The organism is Limnovirga soli (assembly GCF_013106755.1).
Lineage (GTDB): Bacteria > Bacteroidota > Bacteroidia > Chitinophagales > Chitinophagaceae > Limnovirga > Limnovirga soli.
On the sequence record NZ_WHPF01000019.1, the window covers coordinates 1 to 21672 of the forward strand.

Annotated in this window: 11 protein-coding genes; 5 read left to right on the plus strand and 6 right to left on the minus strand. The window is 39.9% G+C overall.

Annotation, left to right across the window (positions count from 1 at the left end; translation table 11 throughout):
- Nucleotides 1-364 precede the first annotated feature (364 nt).
- Nucleotides 365-8941 carry a gliding motility-associated C-terminal domain-containing protein gene (locus tag GD597_RS20115; protein ID WP_171609713.1) on the minus strand — a complete coding sequence of 2859 codons (8577 nt, stop codon included), beginning with the start codon at nt 8939-8941 and terminating at the stop codon, nt 365-367.
- Nucleotides 8942-9307: 366 nt separating this feature from the next.
- A complete protein-coding gene (locus GD597_RS20120; RefSeq protein ID WP_171609714.1) occupies nt 9308-10009 on the minus strand; it encodes a VIT1/CCC1 transporter family protein in 702 nt (233 codons plus the stop codon).
- A 209-nt stretch (nt 10010-10218) separates the two neighbouring features.
- Between GD597_RS20120 and pdhA the strand changes: the two genes are divergently transcribed.
- Genes pdhA through GD597_RS20140 form a run of 4 tightly spaced genes read left to right on the plus strand, consistent with a single transcriptional unit; the run spans nt 10219 to nt 13195 of the window.
- Nucleotides 10219-11214: a pyruvate dehydrogenase (acetyl-transferring) E1 component subunit alpha gene (gene pdhA / locus GD597_RS20125; protein ID WP_171609715.1), complete on the plus strand. Its 996-nt coding sequence runs from the start codon at nt 10219-10221 to the stop codon at nt 11212-11214.
- A gap of 45 nt (nt 11215-11259) precedes the next feature.
- Nucleotides 11260-11955 (plus strand): tetratricopeptide repeat protein, encoded by a 696-nt coding sequence (locus GD597_RS20130; protein ID WP_171609716.1) that lies wholly within the window; start codon nt 11260-11262, stop codon nt 11953-11955.
- 2 nt (nt 11956-11957) lie between these two features.
- Complete coding sequence (gene ribH, locus GD597_RS20135; RefSeq protein WP_171609717.1) at nt 11958-12440, plus strand: 6,7-dimethyl-8-ribityllumazine synthase; 483 nt, start codon at nt 11958-11960, stop codon at nt 12438-12440.
- Complete coding sequence (locus GD597_RS20140; RefSeq protein WP_171609718.1) at nt 12437-13195, plus strand: (Fe-S)-binding protein; 759 nt, start codon at nt 12437-12439, stop codon at nt 13193-13195. Before ribH ends, GD597_RS20140 begins: the two co-directional genes overlap by 4 nt.
- 126 nt (nt 13196-13321) lie before the next feature.
- On the opposite strand, the gene GD597_RS20145 is transcribed toward GD597_RS20140, so the two are convergent.
- The 4 genes from GD597_RS20145 to GD597_RS20160 all read right to left on the minus strand — a co-directional run bounded on the left by GD597_RS20145 (nt 13322) and on the right by GD597_RS20160 (nt 19870).
- Nucleotides 13322-15178 (minus strand): alpha-amylase family glycosyl hydrolase, encoded by a 1857-nt coding sequence (locus GD597_RS20145; protein WP_171609719.1) that lies wholly within the window; start codon nt 15176-15178, stop codon nt 13322-13324.
- Between the two features lie 232 nt (nt 15179-15410).
- The gene (locus tag GD597_RS20150; protein WP_171609720.1) at nt 15411-16754 is read right to left on the minus strand and encodes an SLC45 family MFS transporter; all 1344 of its coding nucleotides are present in this window, start codon (nt 16752-16754) and stop codon (nt 15411-15413) included.
- 91 nt (nt 16755-16845) lie between these two features.
- A complete protein-coding gene (locus tag GD597_RS20155; RefSeq protein WP_171609721.1) occupies nt 16846-18129 on the minus strand; it encodes a glucose-1-phosphate adenylyltransferase in 1284 nt (427 codons plus the stop codon).
- A 322-nt stretch (nt 18130-18451) separates the two neighbouring features.
- Nucleotides 18452-19870: a glycogen synthase gene (locus GD597_RS20160; RefSeq protein WP_171609722.1), complete on the minus strand. Its 1419-nt coding sequence runs from the start codon at nt 19868-19870 to the stop codon at nt 18452-18454.
- Between the two features lie 137 nt (nt 19871-20007).
- Here GD597_RS20160 and GD597_RS20165 point away from each other — a divergent pair, with 137 nt between their 5' ends.
- Entirely contained in the window at nt 20008-21648 is a 1641-nt protein-coding gene (locus tag GD597_RS20165; RefSeq protein ID WP_171609723.1) for an MFS transporter, read from the plus strand.
- The last annotated feature ends 24 nt before the right edge of the window (nt 21649-21672 follow it).

Sequence of the window (21672 nt, forward strand, 5' to 3'; positions counted from 1 at the left end):
TGTTATTTACACCCCCTGCACCCCCATGTAATAATAATAGCTTTATTCTATGTAAAACATCTCCTTACAACCAAAGGTCGCACACTTGTGCTTTCTTCAATATGGCAGCTTTTATATTTAGGGAAGGTTAAGAAATAGTATACATGCATTTTTTGGTTCAGATAAATGGAAATAGACTGTGTTACCGTAAATGCTAAATCAGCAATAAAATGTACCGATGATAATTTTCCCTCATGAAACTGCCCTCGAATAATAGGCCCTATTGTTTCAATTATTAAAAGCCCAATATGTAATCCAACCGTACAAGTGTGCGACGCAAGTAAAGTTGCACGCTTGTACTTTGGCTGGGCTCATGAATGGTATTTTAGCGTATTAAAACGAGGGTGCCTTTGCGATATACATAACCGCAAATGGCTTTGGCACTTACCTGATAAATATAGGTGCCAGGCTCTTTTAGCATACCCTTGTAGGTGCCATCCCAACAGTTGTTGATATCGGTAGTGGTAAATAACTGGTTGCCCCATCTGTCGTACACCGATAGTTTGAAATCGGTTACATAGCCCCATTTTTTTACACTAAAGCAATCGTTGGTACCATCGTTATTTGGTGTAAAGGCCGAAGGTACCAGATAACCATTCTCCGGGTTGCCTGGATTTACTTTTACCTGTATGCTATCCTGCGCCACACAACCCTGCGCTGAAGTAACCGTAACCATATAGGTTGTAGTAACAGATGGTGTTACCGTTGGCGCTGCAATCCTGGCATTGCTGATAGAAGTGGTGGGCGACCATGCATAGTTTACACCACCCGCCGCCGTAAGTTTGGCAGTGCCTATAACACAATCTACATCGTTAGATTTTATTATGCTTACTACCGGCTTGGGTAATATGCCCACATTTATAGATACCGTTTGGGCAATATTGCAGGCCAGATTGGTTACTATTACCTGGTAGGTAGTAGGTGTTAAAGGAAACACCTGTGTAACGGCGGTATTGGTTGAAGTAATATTATTTGTTGCCAGCCATTGATAGGTATCGCCACCATAGGCGGTGAGCTGTAAGGTATCTCCGGCGCAAACAGCTGCCGTTGCCGGTTGTATACCAAAGGATAATATTTCGTTTTTGATGGTGACATTGGTAATAATACTATCGCAACCAAGTGTAGAGCGAACCGTATCGCTATATAAACCGGCAACACTAACAGTTACACCCCATGGTAGGGTATAGGTTTGATTACCACAAATTGAACCATTGATGGTATTGATGATTGCGGGATTTTTTACCTGCAGGTTGATATTGGTGATAAGGCTATCGCAACCTGCTTTGTTTTTAAGCGTATCAGCAAATATGCCTGTTTGATTAACTGTTTTACCTGAGGGCAGGGTATAGGCCGACCCAAAACAAATAGTGGCACTATTGTTTGTGGTATTTACTGTATATACTGACAGGTTGATGGTAGAAATAATACTATCGCAACCATTTCTGGAATGCACCGTATCCTGGTAATTGCCAGCCGAAGTAATTGTTTTACCTGAGGGTAAAATATAGTTACTGCCAAAGCAAATGGCAGGCGTTAAAACCTGTGCGATGGGCGATAACACTGCCAGGTTAACGGTGGTAATTAGGCTATCGCAACCCAGGCTATTTCTTAGGGTATCTTTATAAATACCAGTGCTACTGATTAATTTTCCAGAGGGCAACATATAGGATTGCCCGAAGCAAATATTGGCATTAGCTGCCGCAGCACTTACACTTTGTACACTTAACTGAATATTGTTGATAATACTATCGCAACCAGTGCTGTTTCTAAGTGTGTCTTTATATAAGCTCGATGTGCTAACTGTTTTACCGGATGGTAACATATAGGTTTGCCCTGCACAAATGGCTGCTGTAGCGTTGTTGATGGTTTTGGCAAAAACGGTAAGTGTAAGGTTGGTGCGCAGGCTATCGCAACCCAAAACTGTTCTGATGGTATCAGCATAAGTGCCTGAAGCATTTACTGTTTTGCCCGATGGCAAAGTATAATTACTACCCTGACAGATGGAGGCTGTTAGTGTATTGTTTACAGGTGTTGTTACCGCGAGGTTAACGGTAGTAATAAGGCTGTCGCAACCAAGGCTATTTCTCAGCGTGTCTTTATAAATTCCAGTGCTGCTAATTAGTTTACCCGAAGGTAAAGCATAGGATTGCCCGAAGCAAATATTGGCATTAGAAGCATTGGCACTTACACTTTGTACATTTAATTGAATATTATTGATGATACTATCGCAACCGGTGCTATTTCTAAGTGTGTCTTTATATAAGCCCGATGTGCTAACTGTTTTACCAGAGGGTAACGTATAGGTTTGCCCTGCACAAATGGCTGCTGTAGCGTTGTTGATGGTTTTGGCAAAAACGGTAAGTATAAGGTTGGTACGCAGGCTATCGCAACCTAAAACTGTTCTAATGGTATCAGCATAAGTTCCGGTGATATTTACTGTTTTACCAGATGGTAAAGTATAATTACTACCCAGACAAATAGAGGCCGTAAGCGTATTGTTGATTGGATTGGTTACAGAAAGTGTAGTGTTGATGATAATACTATCGCAACCCGCTATGTTTTGTAAAATACTTTGGTACACACCACTATTGGTTACAACTATACCGGAAGGAAGGGTGAAGTTCTGTCCGGCACAAATGGTGGCATTTTGAACTGTACTAACCGGTGTGGTTACGCCCAGGGTTACAGTAGTAATAATACTATCGCAGCCATTATTGTTCCGGATAGTGTCTTTATAAATACCACTGCCACTTACACTGGCCCCCGATGGTAAAAGAAATTGCTGGCCGGCACAAATAATAGCACTAACTGATTTGGTAACAGGTGCAAATACACTAAGGTTTACATTCGTAATCAAGCTGTCACAGCCCCTTACAGAATAAACAGTGTCTTTATACAAGCCTGTGCTAAATACAATTTTGCCTGATGGTAATTGGTAGTTACTACCCTTGCAAATGGTGGTGCTAAGTGAATTGTTGGTGGCTGGCTGACTTACCATAATGTCGATATTGGTTTTGCCAATACACCCATTATTGTCAGTTACGGTAAGGTCTACCTGACCTGCTGTTTTAGCAATAGTTGATTTTGCGGTAGTTCCATTGCTCCATGTGTACGTACTAAAGGTGCTGCTACTGGTAAGCGTAGTTGAATCGCCATAACAGATATAATTACTGCCTGAAATAGATGGAACCGGTTTGCTGTTTTCTAATACAGTAACAGGTGAGGAGGCTGATGTGCAACCATTACCATCATCTGCTGTTACAGTGTATTGGCCGGGAGATTTTACATAAATGGATTGTGCGGTATCGCCATTACTCCACAAATAAGAAATGTAACCACTACCTGTGTTGATAAGTGCAGAATCACCACTACAGAATTGTAATGTGCCGGTTATCACCGGCTTAATAGGTGTAGCATCTGTTACGGCAATGGTATCCCTTATGGTACAACCTGCATAGTTAATAGCCACCCAATATTGACCTGGTTTAGTGATAGTGTACTGGGCAGAATAAGATAAACCATCCTGCCAAACATAGGAGTTTGCATTTGGTACTGTAGCATTTAATGTGGTACCGCCTTTTGAAAAGCAAAAAGCCGTGTCATTGCCCAGGGGCTTAAATTCGGTAGCACCTGCCACATTAAAAGTATCTCTTACTGTACAACCATTTAAGGTTTTATCTACCCAATAGGTATCTGTTGTTTTGGCATAAATAGAAGCACTGGTAACACCTGTATTCCATAAATAAGTTGGGTAATTATATTGTGCATTATAATAAAAAGGTCCTGTGGCGGCATTGATATACACAGAATCGGCATTGCAGAAAATAAGGTCTTTACTGGCATTTTTCTGCACCGGGTTATTGAAAATATTAATGGTGTCTTTTATAATACAATTATTATAGTTAACTGTAACTGTATACCTGTTATTACCTTTTGCGGTAGCGTTAAATGTAGGATTGGTTGAACCGTCCTGCCAGGTATAAGTAGCACCGGCAAATGAAGTAGCATTAAGCAGTATAGATGAATCGTAATTACAATTAGTAATATCATTGCCAAGATACAAATAGGGTCTGCCAGGTACCGTTACCGGTATAGTAATAGAATCTCTTGCACCACAGGTATTATTCTCAATATTTAAGGTTACATTATATGTTTTTGCGTCTGCCAGTGGCGGGAAAAAGTAATTGGGGGATACATCCGTGGAGGTATCATTGTTATTATTGAAATCCCATTTATATTTTATGGAGGTACCATAAGTGGAATAGTTGATAAACCGCACAGCAGTATCTGTTTTGCAATCAAACTGAGGAATGAAATTCACATTTGCCAAACATTTTGGTGGTGGCGCACAACTATCTACGTGTTTTATAGCGGATAATTTTAAGTCGATAGTGCCGGTAACACTGTAACCACTTTTAGAAATTGGCGTAAATACCTGCACATAATATTGCTGACCTGGCAATAAGCATTGGTAGGTATTTTGAGTAAGGGCATCTTCCACACAACTTTGTTCCTGCATGGCACCGCAATCACCCGTCATTAACCTGTACTTGATATCTGTAGAAGCGGCATTGGTGTTTTCAACAAGATAGGCTGTAACATCCAGTGTATCTGCGCCGCCAATATCCATTCTAAACCAGGAGGTTTTGTATAAATTGGTTGCCAATCCCGGGGGGCAGGTAAGATTGGTACCAAATTCTCCATAATCTGTACCAATGGTATGGCAATCGGGAATAAGTGTTGCTGAAACAGAAGTGGCGCCATTTAATTGAACAATAGCTGGCGCACTGCAAAAATCACCGGCCTGTGGAATGATATCAATTTCTGGGTAAATATCTTCATTTACGGCATCGCAACCAGGTAGTAAAATATAGTAGGTGCCAGGTGTTATGCATTGTTGTGCCCAATAGCCATTGTCATAATAAATGGTGGTGTAGGGTAAATGCAGTAAACCATTTGAGGTTGAGTCATTGGGTTTTATTTGCCTGAATAGCTGAATTTTATCGTAATAATAATTGTACCCATTTTTAAAGAATGATGCGTAGCGTATTAAGCCTGTTGTTGTTGTGGTGAATTTATACCACAGTGTTTTCTGGCAATTGGTATAGGCATAAAGAGGATCTGTTGCATCCTTTGTGGCACAACTAAGATTATCTGTTTCTCCTTTCTTTTTGCCACTGTTTACCTCGCCCATATCATTTGCCTGGCTAAAATGATCAAACTTAGGCCTGATTGCACTGGCAGAATCAAGTAGAACAGATACCTCCACCTGACTATTGGGATTCATTGCATGTATATCATCAAATGCATAAGGGTTTCTGTTTTCTACTAAAACATAGTATCGCGTAGGCTTGAAGTCGCAAGGGTCAACATAAAACCCTACTTCACTAGAGCCATAACAATAGTAATAATATATATAAATATTCGAGGTAATAAAACTCAACCCTTGCGTAAGGGTAGAATCGGTTAATCCATCTGTAACTACCTGACTAAAGGGTAAATTTCCATCTACATCACTTTTGAATATAGCAAAAGGATATTGGTGGGTTTTTCCGGGTGTTTTATTTTGAACCTGAATCCGAACATTTCCAGGTTCATTTACAGTAAATGTGTACCATAAATTTCGTCTGTCAATAATGTAACTATCCGGAGCCGTAATATTGTCTGGATGTAATACAATGTCATTTCCTGAAGCGTAAATATTTTTATTATAGAGGGATAAGCATTGTGCCGCTGAGGTAGCATCGTTTTCCTCTGCACCGGTAGTGGCATAGAAGAAATCATTACTGGGGGCACGTGAACTGTTTAATGGATTGATATCTCCAACCTTACCATTATGCCATACACTATCTGGTGGAACGCTACCAAAATCATAAGCGTTTGCCGCATGGTCAAAACGGCTATACCCAACCTGATCAATATAAATTGTAGGTGTAACAGTATTGCAGGTATAATAATCAGGAGCAAAAAATACCAGCGTATAGGTTCCTGGTTGTAATTTGTTTAATTCAATGCTTGCTTTTTTATTCATGCAGGGCTGCAGGGGTGCATCGGTAAGTAATTTGGATGAGTCTGCCGTTCTTACATCAAAAGGATATACGGTTGTCCATAAACCATTATCAATGCCATCAATAGTTAGATATGATTCCTGAGTGGTTTTAAAAACATAGAAGGCTACTTTTACATTTGTGCTATTACAGGACACCATATTCTGTTTAATAAACGCAGTATCCTGTGTACAGTTAAAATGCTCTGAAATAAGCGTATATTTTTGGGAAGTAACTGGATAGGCCGCTGTACTGGCTGATTGTGCTCCCCACTCAATTAAATAAGGTTTTTTGGTGGCGGTATCTATTGATGCTTTATATGGCCTGTTAAAGGTAGGTTCTGCACAGGCAGTGCCAAGTGAAATAAAAAACCTGCTGGCTTGTCCAACTTCAGAATAATTGCTACCTGCATATAAGTTTTTTAAAGGGTTTTCGTAGGTGGGGCCAAAGCCATAACTAACTACCGTATACCAGCCTGCAGGCAATACATCACATTGCCCTATGTTATAGGCGTTAGAAAAACAGGTCCATTTGCTCCCCATCGTAGTAAGTGCAGATAATCCATCTGTGGCTTTTCCTTTAAATAAACTTAGCAAACCATAATAACCACCATAAGCATAGTTGTAGGTGGAGATATTTACGCTGGCAGGGCTGCTTAAATAAAATTGCCGGTAAATTAATTTGTTTCTCGTCCCAGACCCTCCATTGCAGGGAGATACACCATCAATTACCACTTCATTATCCCGGCAGGTGAAAGTATCAATGTCGCTTGCAATCAGATAGCCGGTTGTTTTTCCCACTTCCCATAAATCACCCATATCCTGGGCTGTGGCAGGGCTGGCATGCTTTGATTGGGGCGTACGTATACTTAAATCATTAAAAGTAGATACTCTGCCTACATATGTGCCAAATCCAACTAATGTGTAGGTGCCTGGTACCACGCAGGCATTTTGCGTATAACTGCCATTAGAGTATAAGCAGTTTGAATTGGGCTCCAATCCTTGTATGGTTTCTCCAAAACTATGTACGTTTTGTGCGGTTGCCAATGCATCGGCATCACCTTTATATAGTTTTGAATAATAATTGAAATAGGGGAAATAGATTATCGCACTATCATTTACTTTAAATTCATTATAGGATGACTTATCCCGGTCTGGGCATAAATCAGGATCTTTTGGTGTTACCGTATTAGCGCAGCCAAATGTATCTGGTATGGATGAATAATAGGTATAAGGAACAAACGGCTGCATGTCACCGTTTAAATCTGCATTTATTTTACCAAATTTACCCGGTGAGCTAAGTGAGAAATTATTCTCATTTTTTGTATTGCTTACATTAATAATGGCCGTTACCTGTGAACCTAACGATCCTGCAATACAATAATAGTTAATAGGACTAGTTTGTAAGCTGTAATAGGATAAACTTGTTTTAGCGGCTGTTGTATCAACACCCATGGCCTGTAACACATAATTGCCAGGTTCTAAACAATTAATACTGGTGTTATAATAAAAATTCGAAATAATATTGGCCGTATCCAAATCATTACAGTTGTTGGTGAGTGTTTGTTTATACAGCCTGCCGTAACCTGTATAACAACTGGAGCTTAATGTTAAACTTACACTACTGGTAGTAGCAAGCGTAAAATAAAAGAAAGTACTTAAATTGTAATTATTACCGTTACTGTATTTTATTCCATTTACAGGCATCGATTTGGGGCAACTATGTTCACTATGTTTGCTGTTGCAACTAAAATTATCTGTTGCCTGATTTTGGGTGCCATTAGCGCTGTATAATAAGGTTCCCATATTATTCGGGCTTGTCATACTGGCTAATGGTTCGGGTGCATTGGTTGGCGTGCCACCATCCCAGGCAACCGCTATCCGTATCGTTTTAGCAAAATCTCTATGATACAGTAATTGTACCGTATAGGTGGTATTGGTTTTTAATTCGCCACATTTATACATCTTCCTGTCAGGATAATACCCATTCGTTACCAAACTGTCACAACCCCCTATTTGCACCAATGCACTTAAAGGGCTATTAACAGCATCACCTTCGTAAAGGCGGTACCCAACCACAAAATTTGGATTGTAATAAGCATAAGGGTCTACAGCACCCAATAAAAATGCCAGATAGTCAAAGCTGTTGGGTGTGGTAAATGTATGCCAGGTGCTTTTGGTAAAATCTTTAAAGGAAGTTTCGGGCAAACAATTTTCATTGGCATCATCAATACTCTGGCAGCTAACTTCAAACTCTCCGGCAGTTATTTCATAGGCCGATAAATTACCCAATTGCTGTGCTGTGGCTGGTTTATCGTATAATGCTGGTGAGGGTTCTCCTAATTCAATTTTTATAAATAATAATCCGTTGGCAGAGGTTTTAGACGACACCTGTACCAAATATTCTCCCTGGTCTACGCAAGGATGGTACGAGTCGCCAAACAAGGGGTTAGGCGTAAACTTGGTACTTATTTCTGTAAGCGATGGAAGGCAATTGGTGGTTTTATAAATAGCAAAACCCACATCACCGGCCGCAATGCCAACACCAGGTTGGCCTAGCGTAACTTTAACACTGCGTGTTGTAGGGATAGAAAATTTATACCACACAGATTTTTTGTTTTGGCCGGCTACAAAAATAGCTGGTGCAAAATTTTCATCGGTTTGTACAGTTGCATTGGATATATCAATATTCGAGGATGAAAATGTACCTAAGCTAAAACCATTGCCGGGTATGCTAATGCTTATTGCATTGCTGCAGTCATCATTTGCGGGTGCCTGGCTATAAACTTTACCTATGAAAATAAATAGTGTAAGTATAATACAACAGGCAAACTTTTTAAGGGTTTGTAGTAGCATGGATTAACTTTAGTTTTGGTTTTTGTAACAATGTACCCAACATATGTACCGATATTAAACCCGGTTGCGTCGCACTCTTGTACTGTATATCTTTTCGCAGCAAAAAAGGGAAAACGAAAATGGCGCAATAATTACTGGTTGCAATTTATTGTTTAAACTACATAATTTTTATTAAAATATACTTAGCCATAAGAAGGGGTTGTACTTCAAAAAGGGCAGGCCTTTGCCAATGATATTCAATTTGCAAATGACTTAATTTTTGTGCCAAATTCAGGCCTGTATTTACAAGCTGCCTAGTATTACCAGCCGCACAAGTGTGCGACGCAAGAAAAGCCCCAAAATTTATCTATTGCCTGGCCAATAGCTTTACCCCTCAATTAATTTTGCAATAATAAAGGCAGCAGCTGCAGCGCTTGCACCAATCAGCATCACTTTAAGTCCGCCGGTTAAAGGGTTTACGCCGGTTAATTTGCTTTTAAAATAACCAAATATAAAAAGGCATACCAGGGTTATGCCTACCGATACTTTCAGGGCTTCAATAGAATCGGCAATAAAAAAATAGGGCGAAAGGGGCACTAAACCGCCCAGCGCATACGAAATACCAATATTAAAGGCGCTTTTGCCAGCTCTTTTTGGGTCTGGTTCATCAAGGCCCAACTCGTGTTTCATCATAAATTTTACCCAAACATCTTTATCGCGGGTTAATTCTATCACTGCTTTTTCCTGCACTTCGCTGCTTAAGCCCAGCTCCCTGAAAAAAATGCGCACTTCTTCCTGCTCTTTTTGGGGAATATTATCTACTTCCCAATATTCTTTTTTAAGCTCACTATTATAGTGGTCCTGCTCGGTTTGGCCTGCCAAAAAGCCACCTAAACCCATGGCAATAGAGCCTGCGGCAATTTCTGCAATACCGGCAATTACAATAACCGATGTACTGTCTACAGCGCCGCTTAAACCCGCTGCCAGTGCAAAAGGTACGGTTAGTCCATCGCTCATGCCAATAACAATGTCTTTTAACAGATCAGAACTTTCTATATGATCCTCGTGGTGCAGGTAAGTATCAGTCATTTTGCCGGATGTTGGTGAATAATGGTAGGGCAAGATATTGTTTGTAAAGCACTCAAAAAAGGTTTTTAAACAGTAAATGAAAATAAATGGGGTATGGGGCAATTTGGCAACATTGTGGCAGCAATTAACAAAATATGCCAGCCTGTTTAGAAATGCCGCTTTGCTAATTGTGACATTGTTATATATTTGCCCCTCAAATTTTATAATACGTGGCAACAAAATTTTCCAAAGAAACCTATTTGTACTGGTATGAGCTGATGCAGTTTATACGCCAGTTTGAGTTGAAAGCTGAAGAAATGTATAAAATGGCCGGCAAAATAAGGGGCTTTTTTCATGCATATGTGGGCCAGGAAGCAATTGCTGCCGGTTGTATGACCGCCACCCGTCAGGAAGATCCTTTTATTACTGCGTACCGCGATCATGGTTTGGCTTTGGCAAAAGGCGTAAGTGCCGATGCCTGTATGGCTGAATTGTATGGAAAAGCTACAGGTTGTGCCAAAGGAAAGGGTGGTAGTATGCACTTTTTTAGTAAAGAACACTTTTTTTATGGCGGGCATGGTATTGTTGGTGCACAAATTGGTACCGGTACCGGATTAGCTTTTGCCGAACAGTATAAGGGTACTGATAATGTAGTACTATGTTATTTTGGAGATGGTGCTGCCCGTCAGGGTATTTTGCACGAAAGCTTTAACCTGGCCATGACATGGAAATTACCCGTAATTTTTATTTGCGAAAATAACAATTACGCAATGGGTACTTCAATTGAAAGAACATCTAACGTTATTGATATTTATAAACTGGCAGATGCATATGATATGCCAGGTGATAAAGTGGATGGCATGAGTGCAGAAGCAGTACACGATGCTGTAGCCCGTGCGGTAAAACGTGCCAGGGAAAACGGCGGACCAACTTTATTGGAAATGAAAACATACAGGTACAAGGGTCACTCCATATCCGATCCTCAAAAATACCGTACCAAAGAAGAAGTAGAAGAATACAAGGAAAGGGATCCTATTAGCATGGTATTAAAAACCATCAAAGACAATGGATTTGCTACCGATGAAGAAATTGCTGCTATTGATCAACGTTTGGCTGGCGTGGTGGATGAAAGTGTAAAATTTGCCGAAGAAAGTCCATGGCCTGATGATGATGAAGTATTGAAAGATGTTTATGTAGATCAGAATTATCCATTTATAACCGATTAAAAAGTGTTGGCTATTAGCCAATAATCAAAATTTCAATTTACAAGTATGAGCGATAAGAATGTAGCACATCAGGCAGATAACGATGATGTAATGATGAAGCTGGAAGCTTTTTGGAAAAAATATCAAAAGCAGGTATTAATTGCCATCGGCGCTGTGATTGTGGTAATAGGAGGATGGTATGCTTACCAAAATATGGTTGTTGCCCCACAGGAAGAACAGGCTGCCGATGCTATTTATAAAGCAGAGGCCAACTTTGCAAAAGACTCTTTGGTAGTTGCACTAAATGGCGATGCCAGCAGCAAAGGTTTTTTATATGTTATTAATAATTTCGGAGGTACCAAAAGCGGTAATCTGGCAAAGTACTATGCAGGTGTTTGCTATTTACGCACCGGCGATTTTAATAACGCCGTTAAATACCTAAGCGATTTTTCAACAGATTCTAAGCAAATACAAATGATGGCTTATGGTTGCCTTGGTGATGCATATGCCGAACTAAATAAAAATGATGATGCTGTAGCCAATTATAAAAAAGCGGCCACTACATTTGAAGATGATGCTGTAAATGCTTCTGAATTTTTGTACAGAGCTGCTTTGAAGCTGGAAGTAACCGGTAAAACCACCGAAGCTGTTGAATTGTACAAACAATTAAAAGATAAATTCCCCGATACAGATAAGGGCCGTTTGGCTGATAAATATATTTACCGTTTAAGTATAGAACCTAACGATTTCACTACAAAATAGTAATGGCAACAAAAGGTAATACCGCATTAAACAAAGGCATCCCCAAACTAAAGGATGCCTTTGTAGTTATTGTAAAAACAGAATGGAATGCAGCAATTGTAAATAAACTACAAGCAGGTGCAGTAAAAGTATTTAAAGAAACAGGGGTTGGTTATAAAGTAATAACTGTACCCGGCGCTGTAGAAATACCCTTTATTGTGAAAGCCTATAACGAGGGCAATGGCCAACCAGCCGATGCTTTTATAGCTTTTGGTACGGTAATACGTGGCGATACACCTCATTTTGACTATGTATGTAAAACCGTTACCGATGGGGTATTATCTTTAAATATGCTGCTGGATGTTCCCGTAATTTTTGGTGTGTTAACCGTAAATACCGAGGAGCAGGCAATGGAAAGAGTGGGTGGCGTACATGGCCATAAAGGCGAAGAAGCAGCCATTACCGCCATTAAAATGATTGCATTAAACAAGAAGCTAAGAAAATGAACAATCAGCCAAAACCCATAGTGCCTGGAGAGCCTGTATATGTACAGATTTTCATCCCCTGTTTTATCGATCAGTTGTTTCCGCGGGTGGGGTTTAATATGGTTAAAGTGTTGCAGAAAGCGGGTTGCATTGTAAATTATAATGCCAATCAAACCTGTTGCGGACAACCAGCTTTTAATGCCGGTTTCAGGGGCGAGGCAAAAGATGTGTGCAGCAAGTTTATAAAAGATTTTAGTGGTACTGATTATATTGTAGCACCCAGCGCCAGCTGTGTGGGTTTTGTGCGCAATTATTATAGTAAGTTATTCGATAATTCATCCGTACATAACGAGGTAAAAGATCTAAATAACCGTTTGTTCGAGTTCTCTGAATTCTTGATTAATGTACTTGGGGTAGACGATTTTGGTGCAGTGCTAAACGCCCATGCCACTTATCACGATAGTTGTGCTGCCTTGCGTGAATGTGGCATAAAACAAGAACCTCGTAAATTACTTGCCAAAGTTGCAGGATTGCAATTAACCGAAATGAATGATGTAGAAACCTGCTGCGGTTTTGGGGGTACTTTCGCAGTAAAATTCGAACCCATCAGCATTGCCATGGCCGATCAAAAAGTTACCAATGCAGCCAATACCAATGCCGGCATCATCATCAGTACCGATATGAGTTGCCTGATGCATATAGATGGCTATATGAAAGGCAAAGAAACCAATATGCAGGTAATGCACCTCGCCGACGTATTAGCCAGCGGCTGGTAATCTTATTATTTTTGTAGCCCGGCTTTGATTATTCCATTTAGCTTTACTTGCGTCGCACACTTGTACTTACTGTTCAACCGGCAGCAAACAACTGGTTTCATCTGCCTAATCTATCATTAGTAAATTTTATTGCTTAAGCTCTAATACCCACATACTATTGGCAGGTATAACGGGCTGATCTTTGGTGCTGTATTTATTATTACTTACAACGCTTTCGGCTTTACTAAATCCGTTGGTACGTTCTGCATATTTTGTAAAATCAATAGCCCTATCCTTTTGGTCGGTATTCATTATACACATTATGGTTTGTTGTGCATCGTATCTAAAATACACATACAAGCCATCCTGAGGTACATATTGCATCATTTTGCCTGTTTGCAAAGCACTTGCATGTTTGCGGTAATTGCCCAATGTTTTAACCAACTCTTGAACTGATTTTTCATCATCAGTCAATCCCTGACCAGTAAAGGCATTTTTACTATCTCCCTGCCAACCACCTGGGAAATCAAGCCTAACCCATCCATCCGGATTGGTAAAACCTTTCATTAATATTTCAGTGCCATAGTACATTTGTGGAATGCCCCGGCAGGTAAAAAGCCACATAATACCGGTTTTTTGTTTTTCTACATTTTCCCCTACTATTGAGAAAAAGCGGCTCAAATCATGATTGTCAAGAAAATTTACATTGCGCATGGGGTTGGTATACACAATATCGTTGGCAAGCGTGGTATATAGTTTGTTCACGCCCTCTGTCCAGCCAAAATTCTGGGTTAGTGCCGGTATTATACCATACAGGTTGGTTTGAAAATCGGTAACACCCTGCAGGTTACTTTTAAAAGGCAATTTCATGGTATTGTCAACCATATAGGCCTGTGATACGGTGCCATGTACCCAGGTTTCTCCAAACATGGTAATTTTCGGGTATTCGTCCATTAGCGCTTTATTGCATTTATTCATAAAACCAAGATCGTTATACAAATAGGTATCAATACGCCAGCCGTCCACCCCAAAAGTTTCTACACTCCAAATAGCATTTTGTATTAAAAAATTAGCCATAAATGGGTTGCCTTGATTTACATCCGGCATCAAAGGGGTAAACCAGCCATCAGTGGTAATTTTTTTGTCTGCAGCGGCCCCATAGGGGTCAAAAATGGGTTGGTCTTTATAGTTGGTACCAGTATAATTTGGCCATTGATGAAGCCAATCTTTTGAAGGTGGTTCTTTCACCAGAAAATGATCAATATCAACATGGTTATATACAGCATCCTGAATTAATTTCATCCCACGCTGATGCAATGCATCGCTTAGAGATTTATACGCATCTGCACCGCCAAGGCGGGCATCAATTTTATATTGATCAGTAAAGCCATAGCCATGTTCGGTACGTTCTGTTCTGTCGTTCTCCAAAACAGGAGTCATCCATAATGTGGTTACCCCCAAACTTTGCAAATAATCCAAATGGTTTATTACCCCCTGCAAATCTCCCCCATGCCTGGTGAATAACGAATCCCTGCTTAGCGATTGATCCCTCATGCCTGCAATGCGGTCGTTACCTGTATTGCCATTACTAAAACGGTCGGGCATAAGCAGATAAATAAAATCTGCTGATGTAACGCCTTGCGCAAAGCTGCTGCCGTTGCCTTTTCGCCTGGCGGCCAGTGGCCAGCTGATGGTATTGGTAGCGCCATTATTATTCAAATTAATTTTTACATTACCGGGTTTTGCAGTAGCCCCAATGGTTATATCCACCGCCAGGTATTTACCATTTTCAAATGTGGATACTTTGCCAAGGGTTATGCCCGGATATTTAATGGTTACCACACTTTTATATAAGCTACTATCCGCACTTTTTATTAGCAACTGTACTTTGTTATTCTTCATTCCTACCCACCAATTCGTTGGGTAAACATCAGCATATTGTGCAAATGAAAAACCTACCCAAAAAATACTAATAAAAGTGGCGATACATAATTTCTTTTTCATGGCTACCATAATTTAAAATGAATGTCTTTATTGGCCGGGCGTTGGAATTGGTATGATGCTTTACTTGCGTCGCACACTTGTGCGTTAGGTACTGTATGCAGCTTTTCAATACAAAAAGTAAGCACAGATATATTTTGTACAAACACCTGCTGCCATAATTGATGTAGCACAAGTGTGCGACGCAAGAGGCGATGCAGTAGGAGGCTGCAGCCCGGTACATAAAATTGAATATTTACTCCTTTGTTTTAATCACCAGTTTGGCCATTACACCGGCAATTATCATAGATACACCGGCAATTGCTACCACATTAATGGCTTTTTCGTCTGCAAGGCTTAATACAAATCCGCCCAATAAACCTGCAGCAATTTGCGGTAACGTAATAGTGGCATTGAATATACCCATGTAAACGCCGGTTTGTTTTGGCGGCAATGTAGACGAAAGAATGGCATAAGGCAAGGCTAGAATAGCTGCCCATGCAATACCCACACCTATCATGGGTATGAACAGCATATTTTTATCAGTAATATACATCAATGATACCAGGCCAATACCGCCGGCAATTAGCGAAAGCATGTAAATGTTTTTTCTTCCGAATTTATCGGCCAGTTTGGTTAAAGCCAATGAGTACAAGGCGGCAAATACACTGTAGGCAGCAAAAATTACCCCTGTCCAGTTACCGGCCTCGTTAAATGCCTGCGAAGCAGGGTCGGAGGTGTGCCAAATGCTTTGGGCAATAGCTTGAGTAGTATATACCCACATTAGAAATAAAGAAAACCAGGAGAAAAATTGTGTAACCGCCAATTGCATCATGGTGGGTGGTACATTTTTTAGCAAGGTTAAAAAGGATACTCTTTCGGTGTTGCCGGCTTCAATATTGTTATAACGGGCATAATCGTTTGGCGGATATTCTTTTGTTCTAAAAGACGTCCATAATACACTTAACAATAATGCGCCGCCGCCAAAATAAAATGCCCAAATTACGGTTGGTGCAACTTTTTCGCCAGGCCCGGGTTCGTTGGCTACACCAATCCACGTTAGAAAAAATGGCAATAGAGAGCCAACAACTGCACCTGCATTAATCAGAAAGCTTTGTATGGCATAACCTTTATTGCGCTGGCTATCGGGCACCATATCACTTACCAATGCCCTGAATGGCTGCATGGTTACATTAAAGGAGGTATCCATTAATAATAACATGGTGGCACCAAAAAATAATGGAGGTAGCAACTCTGCAAAATGCTCGGAGTTGGGCATAAAAAACATAGCCAATGCCGATACAATAGAACCGCCTAAAATAAATGGTATTCTACGGCCAAGCCTTGTCCAGGTTTTATCGCTGGAGAGACCTACAATAGGTTGTACAAAAAAGCCGGCCAATGGTGCTGCCAGCCAGAATAAACTTAGGTGATGCGGATCTGCCCCAATGGCGCTAAGAATGCGGCTGGTATTAGCGTTTTGGAGAGAATATCCTATTTGAACACCCAGAAAGCCAAAGCTAATATTCCATATTTGCCAGAAGTTAAGTTTGGGTTTTATATTACTGGACGTAGCATTGCTTGTGTTTGATATGGCCATAACAATCGTTTAAATTAAATATGTAAAAAATACACGACAAGAAAAAATGTTTAAAAAAACATTCCTTTATGGGGAATGTTTTTTTAGAAAGTTATATTACAAAGCCATCAGGTAAAATGGCGCCTTTTTTAATTACTACAATACCTTCTTTTACGGTGTATAAAGTATGGTCTGTGTTTTCTAAATGCGGTCCGCCATTTATACGCACATCATTACCTATGCGGCAGTTTTTATCAACTATGGCATTTTTAATATAGCATCTCTCACCAATACCTACTTTAGGAATACCTTTTTGTGCATTGGCTTCCATTTGCGGCAGGGTTTCGTAATAATCATTACCCATTAAATAACTGCTTACAATGGTAGTGCCATGGCCCACCCGTGCACGTATACCAATTACACTACTTTCTATGCGGCTGGCAAAAATGATACATCCTTCTGATACTACTGTTCTTTCCAGCGTGGTGCCACTGATTTTACCCGGAGGCAGCATTCTTGAACGGGTAAAAATGGTTTTAGAATTATCAAATAAATTAAAGGCAGGAATATCATCTGTTAAGGCAATATTGGCCTCAAAGAAAGAATAAATGTTTCCAATATCTGTCCAATATCCATCATATTGATAGCTGGCTACCTTGTATTTCAAGATAGAGTTTGGCATAATTTCTTTACCAAAATCTGTTGCAGACGGATATTCATCTTTTAACAAAGAGTCCAGTAAACTACGGTTGAAAATATAAATACCCATAGATGCTAAATAGTTGCGGCCCTGGCGCTGCATTTCATGTCCGGTATCGCTTACCCACTCACCTAAAATTTCTTTTTTAGGTTTTTCAATAAAGCTGGTAATCAGGTTGTTTTCATCAGATTTTAAAATACCAAATTCAGGTGCTTCCCTGTCGCCAACTGGTATGGTGGCAATAGAAATATCCGCACCTTTTGCCCTGTGTTCATTTATCATGGCTGCAAAGTCCATCTGGTATAGCTGATCACCGCTTAAAATAAGTACATATTCATAATCATTATTGGCAATATGTCGTAAACACTGGCGTACAGCATCGGCAGTACCCTGGTACCAACCCGGATTATCTGGTGTTTGTTCAGCTGCCAGAATATCTACAAAGCCGGTGCTGAAAGCACTAAAGTGGTAGGTATTTTTTATATGCTTATTTAGCGAAGCTGAGTTAAACTGGGTAAGTACAAAAATTCTGTTGATGCTGGAATTAATACAATTGCTGATGGGAATATCCACCAAACGGTATTTACCTGCAATAGGTACTGCTGGTTTAGAACGTGCAGCTGTTAATGGGTACAACCTGCTGCCGGCACCTCCGCCAAGAATAACTGACACAACTGATTTTGATAGGGAAAACATATAAATGAGAATTTAAACTGTAATATAGAAATTTTAAATTTTAAACAAGATAAATAAGAAATACTTTTCTACTAATTTATTTTTAGCCAAATTTTTCCTTGTTTTTTAATACCAGCAAAAGATGCTTTGGGCATCAGCACTTGCGTCGCAATCCGTTCATCGTTCTGTACTTTGTGCAACGGAAAATACATGATTATTGTTCAATTTTTGCATTTTGTTTAGCCGCCATAAAAGAAGAACCCTGAACCGAGCGTGGCAAGTAAAGCTTCATAGTTTATCTGCTGCCGGTTTACAAATACTTACCTGAAACATTCACGGGTAATTATTTTAAAGAGCTGTATGCATTAATGTATTGTTGCACTGCATTTTCCCAGCTATTATCTATCATCATCATTCTTTTACGCATCCAGGTTAAATGTTCTGGTTTATTGTAATACAGGTCAATAGCGCGGTCTATGGAATAGCTGATATCGCCCACCGAAGCGTGGTTAAAACGGATGCCCCAACCCTGATAATCGCCCATATCTACCACGGTGTCTTTTAAACCTCCGGTGCTGCGTACCACGGGTACGGTGCCGTATTGCATAGAATACATTTGGTTAAGACCGCAAGGCTCTACACGGCTGGGCATTAACAGAAAATCGGCCCCGGCATACATTTGGTGACTTAGCTTTTCGTTATAGCCAATCATGGTATTGTATTTACCCGGGAAACTATTGGTAAGCTGGCTTAACTGCCATTCTACATGCGGGTCTCCACTTCCTAAAACCAGGATGCTAATTTCTTCAGGGTGGTTATACAGTGCCGAAAGGAATGCATCGGGTAGCACATCTGCGGCTTTTTCGCCAACCAGGCGGCCAATGAAAATAAATAAAGGTTTTGCAGGATCTAAATTAAATCGTTCGCAAAGGATGGCTTTATTAGCTGCTTTGCCTTTATCTACATCTTTTGTTGTGTAGTGATCATCTATATAAGCATCGGTTTCAGGGCTCCATACATCGGCATCTATGCCATTTAGAATGCCTATGCATTTGCCTTTTTCATATTCAAAAAGTGCTTCCAGTCCATTGGAATTTTCGCGAAGCTCATCCAAATAACTATGGCTTACTGTAGTAACCAGCCAGGCATTTTTTACTGCAGAAGCCAAAGGATTAATAGAATTGCCCCATTCTAACAAACCTCTTTTCCAGGTATCCCAACGAGGTATATAGCTGCTTTTGTCCCATCCCATCCAGCCCTGGTATTGGGCATTATGAATGGTGAATACAGTAGGTACATCTGCCAGTTTGTTATAATCGTAACAATACCTAACCATAAATGGAATAAGGCCGGTATGGTGGTCGTGGCAATGAATTACATCGGGTTTATGTTGCCAGCTACACATCCAGTTAATTACAGCAATTTGAAAAGAGGTAAATCGTTCGGTATCGTCGCTATAACCGTAAACGCTTTCCCTGTCCAATAATCCGTTAATATCTATCAGGTAAAGATCAAAGCCTAATGTGTTGTGCTTTTCTTTTATAACAGTAAACTCAAACCATTTATCACCCAGATTAGTACGGCCTTTAAAGTCGATAACCCATTCATGCTGGTATAAAAATTTTGTTTTATACATGGGCATTACCACTTTGGCGCTATGCCCCATACTGGTTTGATATTTAGGAAGGGCACCAACAACATCGCCAAGCCCTCCGGCTTTGGCAACTGGATAGCATTCTGCACTAACGTGTATTATTTCCATTGAAGAGGGAGATTTTTTTGACGGCTCACAATTTAACCATGAATTTATTAAATATGTACCAAAGATTTAAAATTTTTAAAAATGTAAAATGTATTTACTTTACAGCCTATTTAATAACCTCCAAATAATACGATTGAATGAGTCAGACTATCGCCGCTTCGCAAAGCAATAACAATACACCCATTAAAACCAATACCGGTGCACTGGCTACCCTGGTAATGGTTTTTTTCTTTTGGGGATTTATTGCTGCCAGTAACAGTATATTTATTCCGTTTTGTAAAACGCATTTTCAACTATCTCAGTTTGAGTCGCAGCTGATAGGTTCATCGTTTTATTGTGCCTACTTTATAGGTTCTCTTTTATTGTATTTAATTTCCAGTCTGGTAGGTTATGATATACTTAATAAAATTGGGTATAAAAAGGGTATTATTTATGGTTTGCTTATTTCTGTGGTTGGGGCATTGGCCATTATACCTTCTGCCAATGCAGAATCTTTTCCATTGATACTTCTTTCATTCTTTATAATCGCATTGGGTTTTTCGCTGCAACAAACTTCAGCACAGCCATTTGCCATTTCTCTGGGCGATCCGGCTACGGGTTCTCACAGGCTTAATTTGGCTGGTGGTGTAAACTCTTTAGGTACTACGCTGGGGCCAATTATTGTTAGCGTATTTTTATTTGGTACTGCCACCAGCGCCAATGTAAATGTTACCGTTACCAATGTAAATAACCTGTATTTAATTGTAGCAGCTGTTTTTGCTATTGTGGCCATATTTTTTGCTTTCTCAAAACTGCCTGATGGTAAAAATGACGCGAAATTTGAAGCTTCCAAAAAAGCTTCTGCGTCTTTGCTAACCATGACGGGTTTAATTCTTGTTATTATCCTTATTGGCCAGTTTACCAACATAGAGAAAACGCCTTTGTTATTACTTACCTTATTGGTGGTAGTGCTTGTTTTGTTCTATTCTAATAACAGTGCTGTAAAAAATAACGATGGCTGGGGCGCTATGAAATACCCTCAGTTAATTTATGGTATGCTTGCCATTTTTATTTACGTAGGTGTGGAAGTTACCATAGATAATAATTTTGGTGCTTTACTTAAAACACCCGGCTACTTAACTGATCTGGGCCTTGATGAGAGTAAAATTTCCAAATACGTTACTATTTACTGGGGCAGCCTAATGATTGGTCGCTGGACCGGTGCAATAGGCGTATTTAATTTATCAAAAACCGGGAAAACCATTGCTACTATCATTGTTCCATATGTTGCATTTGGAGTTATACTATTTGTAAATCATTTATATGGTAATGATATTGGAGATTTACTTCCTTATGCTGCCTGTGTTGCAGTTGGTATTGCTGCTTTCTTTTATGGACAGGAAAAGCCAGTTAAAACGTTGGTAACGGTGTCTTTATTAGCAGCAGTTTCTATGATGGTAGGTGTATTTTCAAATGGTTTAGTTTCGGTATATGCATTTATGTTTGGAGGCATGTGTTGTTCAGTAATGTGGCCTTGTATATTCTCATTAGGCGTTGGTGGTTTAGGAAAATATACCAGTCAGGGTTCTGCCTTCTTAATTATGATGATTTTGGGTGGGGCTGTTATACCACCATTACAAGGTTCTTTAGGCGATACGCCATCCATTGGAATGCATAATTCTTACCTGCTTGCAGCAGTATGTTTTGGCTTACTTGCCTTGTTGGCAGTTAAATTAAGAAGTGTGCTAAAAGCACAGGGCTTAGATTTTGATGCACAAATTGCCGGTGGAGGACATTAATATACATCTGAACTTGTTTGTAAT